Origin of the sequence: Trinickia soli (assembly GCF_002879855.1) — a bacterium.
GTDB lineage: Bacteria > Pseudomonadota > Gammaproteobacteria > Burkholderiales > Burkholderiaceae > Trinickia > Trinickia soli.
On the sequence record NZ_PNYB01000010.1, the window covers coordinates 70,478 to 87,155 of the forward strand.

13 protein-coding genes are annotated in these 16,678 nt (G+C 63.8%); 4 read left to right on the top strand and 9 right to left on the bottom strand.

Annotation, left to right across the window (positions count from 1 at the left end):
• Positions 1–5: 5 nt before the first annotated feature.
• From C0Z19_RS13605 to C0Z19_RS13615, 3 genes are all read right to left on the bottom strand, one after another.
• Positions 6–791, bottom strand: a complete 786-nt coding sequence (locus C0Z19_RS13605; protein ID WP_102610363.1) for an enoyl-CoA hydratase/isomerase family protein — start codon at positions 789–791, stop codon at positions 6–8.
• Between the two features lie 40 nt (positions 792–831).
• Complete coding sequence (locus C0Z19_RS13610) at positions 832–2,439, bottom strand: carboxyl transferase domain-containing protein (RefSeq protein WP_102610364.1); 1,608 nt, start codon at positions 2,437–2,439, stop codon at positions 832–834.
• A 68-nt stretch (positions 2,440–2,507) separates the two neighbouring features.
• Entirely contained in the window at positions 2,508–3,689 is a 1,182-nt protein-coding gene (locus tag C0Z19_RS13615) for an isovaleryl-CoA dehydrogenase (protein WP_102610365.1), read from the bottom strand.
• A 204-nt stretch (positions 3,690–3,893) separates the two neighbouring features.
• Here C0Z19_RS13615 and C0Z19_RS13620 point away from each other — a divergent pair, with 204 nt between their 5' ends.
• From C0Z19_RS13620 to C0Z19_RS13630, 3 genes are all read left to right on the top strand, one after another.
• Positions 3,894–4,694 (top strand): TetR/AcrR family transcriptional regulator, encoded by an 801-nt coding sequence (locus tag C0Z19_RS13620; RefSeq protein ID WP_102610366.1) that lies wholly within the window; start codon positions 3,894–3,896, stop codon positions 4,692–4,694.
• Positions 4,695–4,802: 108 nt separating this feature from the next.
• Entirely contained in the window at positions 4,803–5,813 is a 1,011-nt protein-coding gene (locus tag C0Z19_RS13625; protein WP_102610367.1) for a DUF2891 domain-containing protein, read from the top strand.
• Between the two features lie 176 nt (positions 5,814–5,989).
• On the top strand, positions 5,990–6,295 hold the full coding sequence (locus tag C0Z19_RS13630; protein WP_102610368.1) for a hypothetical protein: 306 nt from the start codon (positions 5,990–5,992) through the stop codon (positions 6,293–6,295).
• A gap of 19 nt (positions 6,296–6,314) precedes the next feature.
• On the opposite strand, the gene C0Z19_RS13635 is transcribed toward C0Z19_RS13630, so the two are convergent.
• From C0Z19_RS13635 to C0Z19_RS13650, 4 genes are all read right to left on the bottom strand, one after another.
• Positions 6,315–8,606, bottom strand: coding sequence for an amylo-alpha-1,6-glucosidase (locus C0Z19_RS13635; RefSeq protein ID WP_102610369.1), 2,292 nt, complete (start codon positions 8,604–8,606; stop codon positions 6,315–6,317).
• A 147-nt stretch (positions 8,607–8,753) separates the two neighbouring features.
• The gene (locus C0Z19_RS13640) at positions 8,754–9,536 is read right to left on the bottom strand and encodes an alpha/beta fold hydrolase (RefSeq protein ID WP_102610474.1); all 783 of its coding nucleotides are present in this window, start codon (positions 9,534–9,536) and stop codon (positions 8,754–8,756) included.
• Positions 9,537–9,637: 101 nt separating this feature from the next.
• Positions 9,638–10,507, bottom strand: a complete 870-nt coding sequence (locus C0Z19_RS13645) for an MOSC domain-containing protein (RefSeq protein ID WP_102610370.1) — start codon at positions 10,505–10,507, stop codon at positions 9,638–9,640.
• A 182-nt stretch (positions 10,508–10,689) separates the two neighbouring features.
• On the bottom strand, positions 10,690–11,727 hold the full coding sequence (locus C0Z19_RS13650; RefSeq protein WP_102610371.1) for a rod shape-determining protein: 1,038 nt from the start codon (positions 11,725–11,727) through the stop codon (positions 10,690–10,692).
• A gap of 298 nt (positions 11,728–12,025) precedes the next feature.
• On the opposite strand from C0Z19_RS13650, the gene C0Z19_RS13655 reads away from it, so the two are divergent.
• On the top strand, positions 12,026–13,609 hold the full coding sequence (locus C0Z19_RS13655) for an ABC1 kinase family protein (protein ID WP_102610372.1): 1,584 nt from the start codon (positions 12,026–12,028) through the stop codon (positions 13,607–13,609).
• Between the two features lie 31 nt (positions 13,610–13,640).
• On the opposite strand, the gene C0Z19_RS13660 is transcribed toward C0Z19_RS13655, so the two are convergent.
• Entirely contained in the window at positions 13,641–14,621 is a 981-nt protein-coding gene (locus C0Z19_RS13660; RefSeq protein WP_425330265.1) for a L,D-transpeptidase, read from the bottom strand.
• Positions 14,622–14,856: 235 nt separating this feature from the next.
• Positions 14,857–16,518, bottom strand: coding sequence for a S10 family peptidase (locus tag C0Z19_RS13665; protein ID WP_102610373.1), 1,662 nt, complete (start codon positions 16,516–16,518; stop codon positions 14,857–14,859).
• Positions 16,519–16,678: the final 160 nt, after the last annotated feature.

Below are 16,678 nucleotides of genomic sequence, written 5' to 3' on the forward strand. Positions count from 1 at the left end.
TGCGGTTAATCGCGCCAGCTCGGCGCGCGCTTTTCGAGGAACGAAGCGACGCCTTCGCGCCCTTCGCCGCTGGCACGGATGCGCGCAATGCGGCGCGCCGTGTCGTCGATCAATGCTTCGTCGAGCGCACGGCCGGCTACGTCTTGCACCAGACGCTTCGATTCGCGCACGGCTTGCGGGCCGTTGACGCACAGCGCGGACGCGATACGCGCGATCGTGCTGTCGAGTGCATCGGCTGCGACGACTTCATGCACGAGCCCCAGCCGCAGCGCCGTTGCGCAATCGAACGGTTCGGCCGTCGTGAAGTAGCGCCGCGACGCGCGTTCGCCCAACGCACGAATGACGTAAGGTGCGATCGTCGCCGCAATGAGACCCAGACGCGCTTCCGACAAACAGAACCGTGCCGTGTCCACGGCCACGACGATGTCGCTTGCGGCGACAAGGCCCACGCCACCGGCATAGGCATCGCCCGAGACGCGCGCAACCACGGGCTTCGATACGCGATAGATGGCCGACAGCATATCGGCAAGACGCCGCGCGTCGACCCGATTCTCCTCATCGGAGAAGCCGGCCATCTTCTTCATCCAGTTCAAATCGGCCCCGGCGCAAAACGCCGGGCCATTCGCGGCGAGCACGATCGCGCGCACGTCCTCGCGCGTGTCGAGCTGACGAAATGCGTCGGTCAACTCGGCGATCGTCGTCTCGTTGAACGCATTGCGAACGTCGGGGCGATTGAGCGTCACGGTCGCCACATGGCCGGCGAACGAGACTTCCAACATGCCGTATTGCATTGATCGTCTCCTTGTACTTCTGGTTGCGCGTCGCCCTACGTCACATTCTGAACAGGCCGAAGCGCGTTTCTTCGATGGGCGCATTCATCGCCGCCGCCAGGCCCAGGCCCAGGACGTCGCGCGTTTGCGCCGGATCGATGACGCCGTCGTCCCACAACCGCGCGCTCGCGTAGTACGGGTGGCCTTGATGCTCGTACTGGTCGCGGATCGGCTTCTTGAACGCCTCTTCTTCATCGGCGCTCCAGGTGCCGCCCTTCGCTTCGATGCCGTCGCGCTTGACCGTGGCCAGCACCGACGCGGCCTGCTCGCCGCCCATCACCGAGATGCGCGCGTTGGGCCACATCCACAGGAAACGCGGCGAAAAGGCACGGCCGCACATGCCGTAGTTGCCCGCACCGAACGAGCCGCCGATGATGACCGTGAACTTCGGCACCTTTGCCGTGGCGACGGCCGTCACCATCTTCGCACCGTGTCGCGCGATGCCTTCGTTCTCGTACTTGCGGCCCACCATGAAGCCCGTAATGTTCTGCAGGAACACGAGCGGAATCTTGCGCTGACAGCACAGCTCGATGAAGTGCGCACCTTTGACGGCCGATTCGGAAAACAGGATGCCGTTGTTCGCGATGATGCCGACCGGATGCCCCCAGATATGCGCGAAGCCCGTGACGAGCGTCGTGCCGAAACGCGCCTTGAATTCGTCGAATTCCGAATCGTCGACGATGCGGGCGATGATTTCGCGCACATCGAAGGGCTTGCGCGTATCGACGGGAATCACGCCGTAAAGGCTTTGCGCGTCATAGCGCGGCGGCTTCGATTCGCGCATGGCGACAGGCGGCTGCTTCGTCCGATTCAATTTGCCGACGATGCCGCGCGCGAGCGCCAACGCATGGGCGTCGTTCTGCGCAAGATGATCGACCACCCCCGACAAACGCGTATGGACGTCACCGCCGCCGAGATCTTCGGCACTGACCTCTTCGCCCGTCGCGGCTTTCACGAGCGGCGGACCGCCCAGAAAAATCGTGCCCTGGTTCTTGACGATGATCGATTCGTCGCTCATGGCAGGCACGTAAGCGCCGCCCGCCGTGCAGGAACCCATCACGACGGCGATCTGTGCGATGCCCGCGGCGGACATCGTCGCCTGATTGAAAAAGATACGGCCGAAGTGATCGCGATCGGGAAACACGTCGTCCTGATTCGGCAGATTTGCGCCGCCCGAATCGACGAGATAGACGCACGGCAGCCGGTTCTCAGCGGCGATTTCCTGGGCGCGCACGTGCTTCTTGACCGTCATCGGATAGTAGGTGCCGCCCTTGACCGTCGCATCGTTGCAGACGATCACGCACTCCTGCCCCGCAATACGGCCGATGCCCGTGATGACGCCCGCGCCCGGCGCGGCGTCGTGATACATGCCAAACGCCGCGAGTTGCGAAAACTCGAGAAACGGCGTGCCCGGATCGAGCAGTTGCGCGATACGATCGCGCGGCAACAACTTGCCGCGCGAAACGTGCTTGTCGCGCGCGGCCTGTCCACCGCCCTGCGCCAAATGAGCCACCTTCGCACGCAAATCGGCGACAAGCGCCTCGAGCGCGGCGGCGTTCGCTCGGAAATCATCCGAGCGCGGGTTCAACTTGCTTTCGATGATCGGCATAAGCTCGATGCTCCGTCTCGCGGCCTGGGTCCTGAAGATAGATCGGGTAGATTGGCTTGGCTTCGGCGTCAGATCGTCTCGGCGAACAGTTCGCGGCCGATCAACATGCGCCGCACTTCGCTCGTGCCGGCGCCGATCTCATAGAGCTTCGCATCGCGCCAGAGGCGCCCGACCGGGTATTCGTTGATGTAGCCGTTGCCGCCCAGGATCTGAATGGCTTCGCCGGCCATCCAGGTGGCCTTTTCCGCCGTGTAGAGAATGACCCCCGCGCAATCCTTGCGCACCTGGCGCACGTGCTCTTTGCCGAGCGTGTCGAGTTGGCGGCCCACCGCGTACAGATACGCGCGGCAGGCTTGCAGCGTCGTGTACATATCGGCCACTTTGCCCTGAATCAGCTGGAATTCGCCGATTGCCTGACCGAACTGCTTGCGATCGTGAATGTAGGGCACGACGGCGTCCATACAGGCGAGCATGATGCCGGTGGGACCGCCGGCCAGCACGGCGCGCTCGTAATCGAGGCCGCTCATGAGCACCTTCACGCCGCCGTTGAGGCTGCCGAGAATGTTTTCTTCGGGTACTTCGACGTCCTGGAACACGAGCTCGCCCGTATGCGAGCCGCGCATGCCGAGCTTGTCGAGCTTTTGCGCCACCGAGAAGCCCTTCATGCCCTTTTCGACGATGAAAGCGGTAATGCCTCGCGCACCCGCTTCGACGTCCGTCTTGGCATAGACGACCAGCGTGTCGCAGTCGGGGCCGTTCGTGATCCACATCTTCGTGCCGTTCAGCACGTAGCGATCGCCGCGCTTATCGGCACGCAGCTTCATGCTCACGACATCCGAGCCGGCGTTCGGCTCGCTCATTGCCAGCGCGCCGACGTGCTCGCCAGACACGAGCTTGGGCAAATATTTCGCCTTTTGCGCGGCGGTGCCGTTGCGGTGGATCTGATTCACGCAAAGGTTGGAGTGCGCGCCGTAGGACAAGCCGATCGAGGCCGATGCGCGCGAGATCTCCTCCATCGCCACCATATGCGCCGTATAGCCCATGTTCGCGCCGCCGTACTCCTCGGAGACGGTCATGCCGAGCACGCCCAAATCACCGAACTTGCGCCAGAGATCCATCGGGAACTGATCGGTGCGATCGACCTCGGCCGCGCGCGGCGCGATTTCCTTGGCGGCGAAGGTGGCGACCGCGTCACGCAGCATGTCGACGTCTTCGCCGAGCGCGAATTGCAAACCAGGCACATTGCTCATGGATGTCTCCTCGAATTCCGTTTGGGGCCGGGGCCGGCCTGAGAGCGGCAAGCGCGCTCGATCACCGCGCATTTCACGCCACATTTACGTAAGCGTCAATAGTTTTTTTGAGGAATGCTCAATTTTTTAGTCTGACCAGCAACCGTATGAGCGGTCGGTGCTAATATCCGGCGCATCATCCAAGCGGGCGCATCAAAGTTGAACATGACTCAAGCCGTCGAAGATTCGAAGACCGACGCCGCCGGCGCGCGACGCCAGCCGGCCGGCCGTAAATCGCAGCAGCGCGTGAAGGACATTCTGCAGGCGGGACGCGAAGTGTTTTCGGAAAAGGGCTACGAGCGCGCCACGACCGCCGAAATCGCGCAACGGCTGGGCGTATCCGAGGCGACGGTGTTCAGCTACTTCCGCGGCAAACGGGAACTGTGCGCCCGCGTGATCGCCGATTGGTACGACGAAATCATCGCCGCCATCGAAACGGGGCTGCCGCGTGACGGCAGCACGCGCCAGCAATTCGCCTTCATCGTGCGGACCCACCTGCGCCTGATGCTCGTCCATGGCACGGGCATGTGCTCGCTGGTATTGTCTGAAGGTCGCGCCAAGCATCATGAACTGAGCGCCGAATTGACGGCGCTGCAACGCCGCTATACGGCGCCGCTCATGCGGGTGCTCTCGCAGGGTCAGCAGGCCGGGCAGATTCGGACCGATTTGCCGCTGCGGTTGATGCGCTCGATGGTGTTCGGTCCCGTGGAGCACGTGCTCTGGGACGCTACGCTTGCGCATCGCACGCCCGATATCGACGTGACGGCCGACCGTCTCGTCGATCTGCTTTGGACCGCTTTGCAGCCGCCCGCCCCCGCGGTCGCTTCGCTGGTTCGCCTGAAGGATGATCTGGCCGAAGCGATGCGCCGCTATGAAACGGCCGCGCAACTCGAGATCGACGAGTGCGAGGACGGCGGTGCGGCGGCCGACAAACGCAAATCCCGGCGCGTCAAAACAGGCGATTGAAGCGGGCGCGCGAAGGCCTACGGCTCGCTAGGGCAATCGATTCGCGCATGCTTGCCGAACATTTGCCGCGACGCTATCGTTAGGACAACTCAAGGATCCGATGCCTCGATGACTACGCGACTCACCCCCGAAATCGCCTCGAAGTTCGCCGCCCTCGCGTTGTCTCATCTGACGCGCGAATATCCGAACAAGCTCACGCATTCGCTGGCGGGCCCGCAGGACGTGCGTTCGCCGCGCGCGCTCCATCCAATCTTTTACGGCAGCTACGACTGGCATTCGTGCGTGCATGGGTATTGGCTATTGTTGCGCCTGCTCGATCGGTATCCGGAGTTGCCGCAAGCCGACCTCATTCGCGAAGTCGTCGATGAGCACTTCACCGACGCCAACGTGGCCGGCGAGCTCGCCTATTTGAGTCTTCCTCACAATCGCGGTTTCGAGCGGCCGTATGGGTGGGCGTGGCTGCTTGCGTTGGCGGGCCAACTCGATGCCATGCGCTCCCCCGAAGCCGCTCGCTGGGCCGCCGCGCTGGCACCGCTGACGGGCGAATTCATCGAGCGCTTTGCGGAGTTCCTGCCGAAGGCGACTTATCCGCTGCGTGTCGGGACGCATTTCAATACGGCGTTCGCGCTCGCCTTGGCGCTCGAATTCGCCCGCGAGACAGGAAGAACGTCGTTCGCCGCGCTCATCGAAGAAACGGCAAAGCGTTGGTACGAGCACGACGCCGATTGCCAGGCATGGGAACCGGGCGGCGACGAATTCCTTTCGCCGGCGCTCATGGAAGCGGAGTTGATGCGGCGCGTATTGCCGCTCGATGCATTCAACGTCTGGTTCGACCGGTTCTTGCCGCGTTTGTCGCACAAGGAGCCGGCGACATTATTCGTGCCCGCGACCGTCACCGACCGCACCGACGGCAAAATCGCCCACCTCGACGGACTCAATCTGAGCCGGGCCTGGTGCCAGCGATCCATCGCAGCCGTGCTGCCTGACGGCGACGCGCGCAAGCACGCCCTCGAGCAAGCGGCGCAAACCCATCTGACGAAGGCCCTCGCTCATGTCGCCGGCGACTACATGGGCGAACACTGGCTCGCAACGTTTGCTTTGCTGGCGTTGGAGGCGTGACCGCGATGCTTGCCGGCACCCCGGCTTTTTAAGCTTTTTTTAAGCGTCGCTGCATAGATTTCAGGCGCGTCGGCATGCAGCGACGACTACGATGACGCTGTTTCATTCAGGCCGACGCACTGAACCGGCTGCCCTGCGGGCAGATTTCGTTTCACTCATGACGATGAGGTCCAGCCATGTCTCATCCACTGATTGCATCGTTGAGCGTCGCATGTCTGGTCGGCGCGCTTCCCCTCGCCGCCCATGCAACCGACGACACGGCGCTGGCCGCACCCAATCCGCTGCTTTCATCGGCCGATCTGAGCAACGCCAAATTTTTCATGTTGCGCGTGAACGGGGCCGCCGCGCGGTCGAGCACGCAAATGGCGCCCGTCATTTACGGGCCCGACTTCGTTCCGAAATGGTCGAAGTGGCCAATGCGCGCCGTGTCACATGACCCCGGTGCATCGAACCTGGAAGGCGATCGCTTCCGGTTTCGATAAGGGCGGTAGGTAGCCGGCTTCAGAGCATCGCCACGACGCGCACGTTGCCGTCGTCCGCGGAAGGCACGACCTTTTCGCCGACGCGCCGGAACGTGATCGAGACCGAGCCGTCGCCGACGCGCAGGTTGCGCAACTCCAGCCAATCGATGCCTTCGGGCAACGCCGGCTGATCGATGCGCACCTCGCCGCGCACTGCATCGATGGACAACCCGAGGCATGCTTCGAGCATCATGAACGGCGCACCCGCGGCCCAGGCTTGCGGCAAACAGGCGACAGGGTAAGCCGTGGGCGGCTCGGCTCGCTGGCGCGCGAAGCCGCAAAAAAGCTCAGGCAACCGCATATCGAAGCTGACCGCGGCTTCGAACAACGCCCGCAGCAGGCTGACGGCGGCTTGTTTTTGGCCGTAACGCGCCAATCCGCGCGCGCAGAGCGCGTTATCGTGCGGCCACACCGATCCGTTGTGATATGCCATCGGATTGAAGCGCACCTGCCCGGCCGCCAGCGTGCGCACGCCCCAGCCTGTATGGAACAGCGTCGATTGCAATTGGCGCGCGACGATTTCGCCGCGCGCGCGCGTGGGCAACCCAAACGCAAGCAAGTGACCGGCATTCGAGGCAAGCACGCGGCACAACTCGCCGTGACCGTCGAGCGCGATGCCGTAGAAATCGAGTTCGGGCATCCAGTAAAGGGCTTCCACGCGCTCGCGCAAGGCCACAGCGCGCGCGGCGTAACGGGCGGCGTCTTCGACGAGTCCGCGCTGCGTCGCAAATTCAGCCATCGTGTTGAATGCGGCGCACGCGTAGGCCTGCACCTCCACCAGCGCGATCGGACCTTCCGGCATTCGACCATCGGCATGAAAAACCGAGTCGTGGCTATCTTTCCAGCCTTGATTGGCCAAGCCGCGATCGGATTCGCAACGATAGTCGAGCAGGCCATGAGGATTTTTGTCGCAGACGGTCGCGACCCACTTCGCCGCGCGCTCGAGGGCCGGCCACAATTCGGCGATGAACGCATCGTCGCCCGTGCGCGATGCATAGGCACCGGCAAGCACGATAAACAGCGGCGTCGTATCGACGCCACCGTAGTAAAGCGCAAAAGGCACCTCGCCCGTTGCAGCCATTTCGCTCTTGCGCATTTCGTGCATGATCTTGCCCGGCCCGGCATCGCGGAACTTCGAGTCTTCACGCGCCTGATGCTCGGCAAGAAAACGCAACACCCCGCGAGCCAGCCACGGCTGCAGCCACAGCGTTTGCAACGATGTCACCACGGCATCGCGGCCGAACGGCGTCGAAAACCATGGGATGCCCGCGTACGGATAGGGGCCCGTCGGCAAGTCCGTCGTCAGCAGGCTCAGATCGGCAAACGAGCGCTCGAGCCAGGCGTTGAACAGCGGATTGCTCGTGCGAAGCCGCGCTGTCGCGCGCCGGCGTTCGCGCATCGACCAGTGGACGTTGGCCAGCGCGGCCCGCACCGCCGCACGGCCCACGCGCGGCCGCACCGCGTCGATCTGCGACAGATGCGCGGGATGCGAACTATGCGGCGGCTGCGCGATTTTCGCGCTCGGCGGCACGGCGCCTTGCGCCGCCGTCACCACATGCGTGCGTGCCGCCACCGACAAGTAGACCGACACGCAAGCGTGCGCCGACAGTTCGATCGTGTAATCGGCACGATCGGCGAACAACTGATCGGGCGTTGGCGCGAAGGCGATATCGACCTGGCGTTGGACGTCGTCGAGCCCGAGATACGCCAGCCGCACCTCGTCGCGGCCCACTTTGGGCGCTTCGAACGTGCCGTGCTGCGTGCGCTTGAGTCCACGCACCTCGAACATGTCCTTGAAATCGCTGGCGAACGAGATCGACAACGGCAAGACGGCGTCGCTGAAGCCGTAGTTCGTCAACGTGATCGCTTCGTAAAGGACCGTCCCGCAAAGGATCCGCAAACGCTCGACGTGGATCACGCCTTCGGGCGTCCCTTCGCCGCCCAACGGCGGTAACGGGCGGTTCGTCAAATGCGCGGTGAATGATGCGTTGTCGCTGCTGACGTTGCCCGACAGCAGGGAGGGCGCGCGGCCACCGAACGTCAGCCGCAGCTGCGACAGCATGCGCGTGTCGTTGACGAACAAGCCGTCGTCGAGACCATTGATGTCGCCAAGCGGATCATTGACGACGAACGTATCGCCCGACTTCAGCACATATTGGCTGGTGCGTGCGATATAAGGGTGCTCCGGCGCGATGAAGACGTCGTTCGGGTCGGCGTGCAACGGGGTGCCGGTTTGTGTCGGGGTGTCGCTGAGTGCTTCGGTGTCGAGCATCGTCTGGCTCCTTCGCTCCAAGCCCATGCTTTGCGGCCGTCGGCCTGCCTCATTGTAGGGAGCAACGCGCGAATCGAACAGCCGCGGGTAAATCGGGCAAACCAGCCTGCCGGCGCAAACCCGGTGCCCGCACGTCGCACCTACGCTTCACTGCTGCTCACGAATGAATTCGTCGATGTGAGCATTGAACGCACGCGGGTGGGCAAGGTTCATCCCATGCGACGCACCGCGTATCGTCTGGCGTCGCACGTCGGGCACCCAGCCTTCGAGCATGTTCACATTGCGCCGAAACAAGTCGGGGCTTTTTTCTCCGTCGATCAACAGCGTCGGGCAGCGCAGGCTCCAGGCGTCCTCGCGCCGGTATGCCGGCAGCGGGTCTTGGAACTGCCGCGGCAATGTCGATGCATTATCGAGCGCCATCGCGCGGAAGGCTGGCGTGCTCTTCGCCCATGAGCCGACACGGCTGACCGAATCGACGAACAATTGCACGCCTGCCTCGGGGTCTCCGCGCTCGATCAGTTGCGCGGCACGCGCGCGCAGCGCATTGACGGTATCGGGCAGCACGGCATGGGGCTGCCCGGGCGCCGACAGCGGGCCGCCCGGATCGGCAAGCGTGAGCGTCTGCAAATGCTGGGGATGACGCAGTGCGAATTGGAACGCCACCGCACCACCGCGCGAATGCGCGACCACGTGCGCCGGGCCGGCGTCGAGCTTTTCCAAAAACACGGCCAGCTCGTCTGCATGCCTGCTCCAACTGAACGGCGCCGGGGGCGGCAGATCGGCCAACGGCCAATAGTGCGTCAGGCTCACCGCTACGCATCGATAGTGTGCCGACAGCCCCGCCACTTGTGGCTGCCAGTATCGATGGTCGCAAAGCGAACCATGCACGAACAGAACGAGCGGGCCTGCACCGCGCTCGACGTAAGGCATTTGTAGCCCGTTATCAAGGGCGATGAAACGAATGTCGTCGGCCGGCGCGGCTGAGGCACGTTGCACGGCGGCGCGCGAAGCGGTCATCGGCTCGACCTCGCTCACGTATCGAAGCTCAGTTCGGCGTCGACCGTTTGACCGAGCGCCAGCGTATCGCCGGCGCCGGCGAGAATGATGGCGTTTTGGCCGAAGGTGATCGCACCGTCGACGCGGCTGTTCGCCCGATACATGCTCATCGTGTCGGTCGGCTCGTTCGGCCAACGTGGATCGGGACCGCCGCGCGCCTGGTCGATCGTCGGAATCGGACAGCGCGTGCAGGGCTTGACGATGCGCAGCTCCACTTCACCTTGCACCGCCGTAATACGCAACGATCCGGTGTAGTCCTCTTCGTAGGCGTCCGTTCCGTCTATCACGAGGTTCGGCCGGAAGCGGTTCATCGGAATCGAATCGACGCCGTTGGCGACTAAACGCGCGTTTAAATCGGCGAGTGAAGCCGCCCCCAGCACGAGCAGCGGAAAGCCATCGGCAAAACGCACCTGCGCCGTCGCATCGCCCGTCCATTTGCGGCTGGCCGTCCGTTCGTGGCCGGGTTCGAAGCGGACGAGCCGCGCGGTCATGCAAAGGAAATCTGAAAACCAGCGCGCGGCCTCGTCGCCTGCATCGAGTGCGGCCACGGTATCGTTCCACACCGTCGCCGCGACGCGCGGCGCGCCGGCCAGCGCGGCCGGATCGAGCGCAAGCTTGAGCGCAGCCATCTCAGGCGCGGCGACAGTGAGTTCCCCGTCGTCCAATGCCGGCCGAATGAGCGCCATCCGCGGATGCGTGCGCTGCGTCACGAAGCGGCCATGGGCGTCGACCACCATCCAGTTGCGGTCGTGTTCGAGGCCGTACGGGGTCAGGCGAACTGAGTCGCGGGCGATTCCCGCGCAAGACTTGATGGGATAGACGTTGAGTTGGCTGATCGAGGGCATGGACGGCCGGCGCTCGCGGAGGCGAATAACCAAACGGCGATGGTACCACCGGGCCGGCCGGTGCGCGGCATCGCGACCCGTGCTGCAGACGCCGAGGGGCACGCCGGGGGGCGGCATCCGCCGTCGCAGCGGCGCAGCGGACGGTGCAGGCCCGAGGTGCCGATTGGAATTTTCCGAATGTTTTATTGCAGGAATGAGGCGGCATCCACGCATTCTGCCGCGGCACCTGCTCCGCGCACGGCGCAGGTAAGGGGCTCGTCCGCGATGCAAACCGTCAGCCCCGTTTCGGCGCAGAGCCGTTTGTCGAGATGAGCCAGCAACGCGCCCCCACCCGTCAGCACAATGCCCGTGTCGGCGATATCCGTGACGAGTTCAGGCGGTGCGTTTTCGAGCGCATTTTTGACGGCGCCGATCACGGTTTTGAGCGGCACAGCCAACGCCTCGCCTACGTCGTGATTCGACAATTCGATCGTGCGCGGCAAGCCATCGGACAAGCTGCGGCCGACCGCGCACATCCGCTCGTGCGGCACGTCGAGAATCGCGGTGCCGATCGTCTTCTTCACGACTTCGGCGGTCTGGTCGCCGAGTATCACGCCGTACGTGTTGCGCACGTAGCTGACGATCGCTGCGTCGAACTGGTCTCCGCCTACGCGTACCGACGTTTGATAAGCCATGCCGCCCAAGGACACGATGCCGACCTCCGTCGTGCCGCCGCCGATATCGACGACCATCGAGCCGCGTGCCTCGGCCACCGGCAGCCCGGCTCCGACCGCGGCCGCGAGCGATTCGCCGATCAACATCACTTTGGCAGCGCCGGCCGCCAAAGCCGCCTCGCGGATCGCCCGGCGCTCGACCGCCGTCGCATTCGACGGTACGCAAATCGTGAATTCTGCCCGGCGACCGAACAGCGAACGCAGTTGTGCCATGTCGATGAATTCACGGAACATGCGCTCCGCGGCGGAAAAGTTCGCGATGACACCGTGTCGCATCGGCCGAACGGCTTCGACGTTGCCCGGCGAGCGCCCGAGCAATTGCTTCGCCTGATCGCCGATGGCCGTCACGCGGCCCTTGCCGGCATCGGTGTTCTTCTGAAAACAGACGACCGACGGTTGATTGAGGACGATGCCCTTGCCGCGCGTGTAGATGAGGGTATTCGCCGTGCCCAGATCGACCGCCACATTCTGCGGAAACAGTCGATTGAAGAATGCATGATGCGACATCGTTGACTCTCTTGTGGATGACAACAACGACGTGCGTCCAATCACAGCAGCCGAGGCGCACGTTGTGCTCGTTTTGGGTAGCACGGTCGGGCTGATGCCCGCCTTTACGGCACCGGCGCGCGCAACTTTAGGGTCGGTTTGCATTTTTTACGTTGTGCGCCGCCGCAGCAGCGTCAGGATTACCGCGCCGGAACGGCTCTTTTTTTTGTGCTTACCCCTTGCTGCGCCACGAGAAGCGCGACCCGTGGCATCCTTGTCGGCTCTCGCACAAACTTCGCCCGGCTTGGTCCTTTCTTACATGCGAACTACGCTCCGCCGGCTGCTTTTGCTGTTTTGCGTTCTCCGCTATGGCGCTCGGCTGTTATGGTCGGCGGCCCCGCGAACGCACAGGTTGCACTGGATCGCGAGCCTGACGGCCCGCGTGAGCACGTCCGCGGATGCACGAGACGCGCTGCATAGAGCGCTCCCGCAGTTGGGGCCGCTCGTGAGCGCCTTCGCCGACTACGGCGTGCAGCATCCGCAAGTGTTCGTGCAATCCCTGCACGATGCGGCAAGCCTGATCGGCCGTACCGAGACGGCGCTTGCCGCGCCGCTGCCGCCCGCCGCCGTCGTCCCGGCGCTACGCGCGGCGCTCGGCCGTGCGCCCGAGGCCGTCTTCGCTTCCATCGATCTGAACGCGATGGAAAGCACCATCGCCGAACAGGTGCACGGGGCGCGCCTGATCGCACCCGAAAACGCGACACGCGGCGACGGCGGCTATTTCGACGTTGCCGTGAAATTGCTGCGGGCCGGGGAAGTCGAGCGCATCGGCGACGATATTGCCGTGCTTCAGTGGGTAGCCCGGCTATTGGAACGCTTCGTCCCTTCCGCGCGCGAACTGCAGCTGCACACCATGGCGCAAACGCTGGCCGCCGAGGTTCAGCGCCGTTTCGATCTGCGCGCCGAAGCGGCGAGCCTGTCGCAGACGGGGCAGCATTTCAGCAACGACAACCGGGTCGTGGTGCCGGAAGTGGTTTGGGGGCTCAGCACCGATCGAGCGCTCGTCATCGAGCGCATCGATACGCTCGCCGTTACCGATCTCGATGGCCTGCGCCGGCACGACATCGATCTGGAGGCGTTGGCGGAGCGTCTCGTGGAAGTGGTCGTCGAACAGGCGTTCGAACACGGCTTCTTCCATGCGGCGCTCGATGCAGAGCGCCTGCGCGTCAGCATCGAACCGCGTACGCCGGGCCGACTCGTTTTTGGCGACGGCAAGACCATGACGACCTTGTCGGAGCCCGAGCGCGAATTCTTCATCCACGGGGCCAACGCGTTGTTCGAACAAGACTACGGGCGGTTGGCGGCCATGCACCGCGAGGTCGGTCACGTCGCATCGCATACACGCGACGAAGTCTTGGAGGCAGAGCTGCGCACGCGCGCCGAGCCTCACTTCGCCGAACCGACCGAGCGGCGTTCGGCCGCCGCCCTGTTGCAGCATCTGCTCGGAGCCATCGAACCGTTCGGCGGTCACGTATCGCCGGCACTGACACTCGCACATCAGACGCTTGCGCGGGCCGAATCGATTGCGCTCGCTCTGGCGCCGAACATGGACACATGGAGCGTCGTAAAAGGCGTGCTGAAAGGTCTCGCACGCGAGGATCTCGGCCACCGCGGCTGGCTCAAACGGCTCTCGCGTGAGTTGCCGCATCTGGCCATGCTGCCGCGCGTGCCGACGCTCGTCGTGCAGGGGTTGCAGCATTGGCACGACGCGGGCGCGCAGCGAGATTCGCACGTCTGGCTGACGCAGTTGAACCGCGAGCAACGTCTGACCCAGCGCTTGCTGTGGGCTTGCGCGCTTTGCGGCGCATTGCTGGGTGCGGGCGCGATCTGGTTGGGCCGTTGACGCACGCCGCGCGCCGGCGATGGCCGATGGCTTAATCAGCCGTGTCCGCGTTCCCTTTCATCCGCTCGCGCAGTTCCGCCTGCGGCAGCGGCGACCAGGCCGGCCGCGTCTTCGCCCCCGAATCGATCACCACCAGATATCGCCCGGCCCACGGTGTGACGGCGCGGTCGGGATGCAGCACCCAGAGCGGAACACCTGCATCGGCCATCGCCTGATAGTCGGCATCGAGGATACCGTGATGATCGAGAAAACGATCGAGCGAGTTCGGAATGCGCACGCAGCCCTTCGAATGGCGAATGCCGAGAAGCGGCTCGAGCTTGTCGGGATCTGTCGCATGCATTTGAAAACGCATCGACGACACCCCGCCCTTGCCCCATCCGCGCTCGGCGTCGGTCCAACCGAAATCGAAGATTCGCATGTCGCGCGCCCCGTAGCCGCGGATCTTGTTCTCGTTCAGCGTGCCCTCGGCGCGGAAATCCATGTTTTGCGGCGTGTGCTCGAACACGCCGACCGGCGTGACGAAATGGTCGTAACGACCCGGCCACCCGGTGGAGACCGGCGACGCGCCGATCAAGGTCCACTTATCCGACGGGTCGCCGCGGAAGTAGATAAAAAGCGCCTGCACTTCGGGATTGCGGTCGACCAGCACGACATATTGCCGTCCCAACGCGCCGAGCCCATTCTTCGCCAACGCGGCCTGAAGACGTTGGCCGTAAGCGATCTGATCCTGCGGCGGCACGGCGAGCCGTCGAGCCACGTCGCTCTCGAACTGACTCGCCAGCTTCAACGCGTCGCGCGGGTCGAGATGCGCGGCGACATCCGCTGCATGCCGGGCGGCGGCCCTCACAGCCGCCGAGGCGGCCGACGCTGCTGCGGCGGAAGCCGACGCTGGCGCCGATGCGGCCGGGTCCGCGGCGGCCGACGCCATCAGGGGCATGGCGCAAAGCGGCCAAACCGCGTATCGCAAGGCGACAGTCAGATAGCGGTGCACGTTGCCCCTTGGTCGATCCATTTGCTGATATCCGTTACGGTGGCTCCTCGAGTGGTGATGCGAGCGGCGCCCGCTGCGCCCGCCGGGAATTTTTACATCTGTCATTAAAGTTCGTCGCCAAAAGTGCTTGCCTGCGAGCGTTGAAGCAAACCCCGTGCTCGGCAACCGTGGGCCTTCACTGCGGTTGCACCCATAAAAAAACGGCAGCACCGACCACCGCCGGCACTGCCGCCTGCCGTTGCACCGAATCGACCGCTTACGCCCGGTGCCGCTGTTGCAGGGAGCGCACGCGCGCCATCGCCGGGGCGTCGGCGCTGACGGCGTCATACAGTTTCGTGAGATCGGCCTTCAGCGCGGTGCGAGAGCCACCGTCCAGATAGACCATGTGCCCGGACGGGTAGAACCGCGCCGACAGGTTGTTACGCACCGATTGCTCGATCAGCGGCATCTGCTGCAAATCGAGAACCGTTTGATAGAACGGCGTCACGAAATCGTAGAAGCCGTTGGCCGACAGCACCTTCAGATCGATGTTCAACGCCATCACGGCCGCAAGATCGCCCGCCGTATAAAGGACGATGTTCCCCTGCGCATCCTTGCCCTTTTCCGCACCGGTCGGGTCGGTGTGGCTGAAGTCCCAATACTTGAATGCTTCATCGTTCAAGTCGGTAAACGACGAGGTCGAGGTGTACTTCAATTGCTCGTTGAGGTACTCGTTCCACATCGTCGTATAGACGCCTGAAACGGCCGTCATGGTCGGATCGTTGCCACCCGAATTGGGATCGATCTGGCCGGCAATGCCCGTGTCGATCGCCGTCACGCGTCCGTCATAGGCGCCCAGCGCCACCCCTTTGGATTTCAGCAGCGTCGTCAGGAACAGCGAGTTTCCGCGGCTGTCATAGCCGGCGATATCCAGACTCCAGGCCAGCAGCGTCGTCTTGTCGATGCCCGTGTATTGCGAGAGCTTTTCGACCACGGCATCGTCGGTCTGCGGAAACTTGCGCAACGCGCCAAGGTACTCGGTACGCGCGAACTGAGCCACTTCTTCGACGAATGCGCCGAGGTCGGTCGGCGTCGGCGCGACGCCGAGCCGCTTGTGAAACCACGCGTCCGCGGCCGCCGTGGGCAACGCACCGACCGGATTGCCGGCCTGCGAGTAATCGAGGATCGACGACTGCAGCGTCACGCCGTTCAGATCGATGCCGTCTTCGTGCAGCATGTAGGCAAGCACACAGCTGCGCGCCGTGCCGTACGACTCGCCGAACAAGTACTTCGGCGAGTTCCAGCGGTCGTTCTTCGTCAGGAATCGCTTGATGAATTGCTTGATCGAGCGGGCATCCTGATCGACGCCCCAAAAATCCCGATTCTTGTTCGGCGAAATCGCAGCCGAGTAGCCCGTCCCGACGGGATTGATGAAGACGAGATCGCTCTTGTCGAGCAGGCTGTCCGGATTGTCCTCCAGCGTGTAAGGGGCCGGCGGCGTGAAGCCTGGCATCGATGTCTTGATGCGCTTCGGCGCGAACGAGCCGAGCAGGACGAACACCGCCGAGGAACCCGGGCCACCGTTGTAAAAGAACGTGACAGGCCGCGTTTGTTCTTGCTGGTTGTCTTCCGTGAACGCCACGTAAAACATCTTCGCGTTCGGCTTCGAGCTCGATTCGTCGACGGTCACCAGATGCCCGGCCGTAGCCGTGTAGTCGATCTTCCTGCCGCCGATCGTGATCGAGTGATGGGTGACCGCCGCGGTTTCGCTCGTATCGGTCACGAAATCGTCAGGTCCCTTCCCATATGCGACCTCGTCGTAGAAAGGCTGGTCATGCTGGTGACGCCCCAGGAACACGTGCGGCATCGAGGCTCTACCCGGCGACGGCGCGTGCGAATTGTGAGACGACGATTGCGGGCTGCCCGTATCGGAATTCATCGTAATGGCTCCATCGGTTGTGGCCGGCGTGCGGGTCCGAGCGCATGCGCAGGCTTCGTTGGCGAACTGCTGCTGCGTGCCCGCGCGCCTCGGTCCCTGGCGCGCGGGCGAGAATACGTGTCGTCGAATCGCTTCATTGAATCGCTTCTTTCGATCGCTT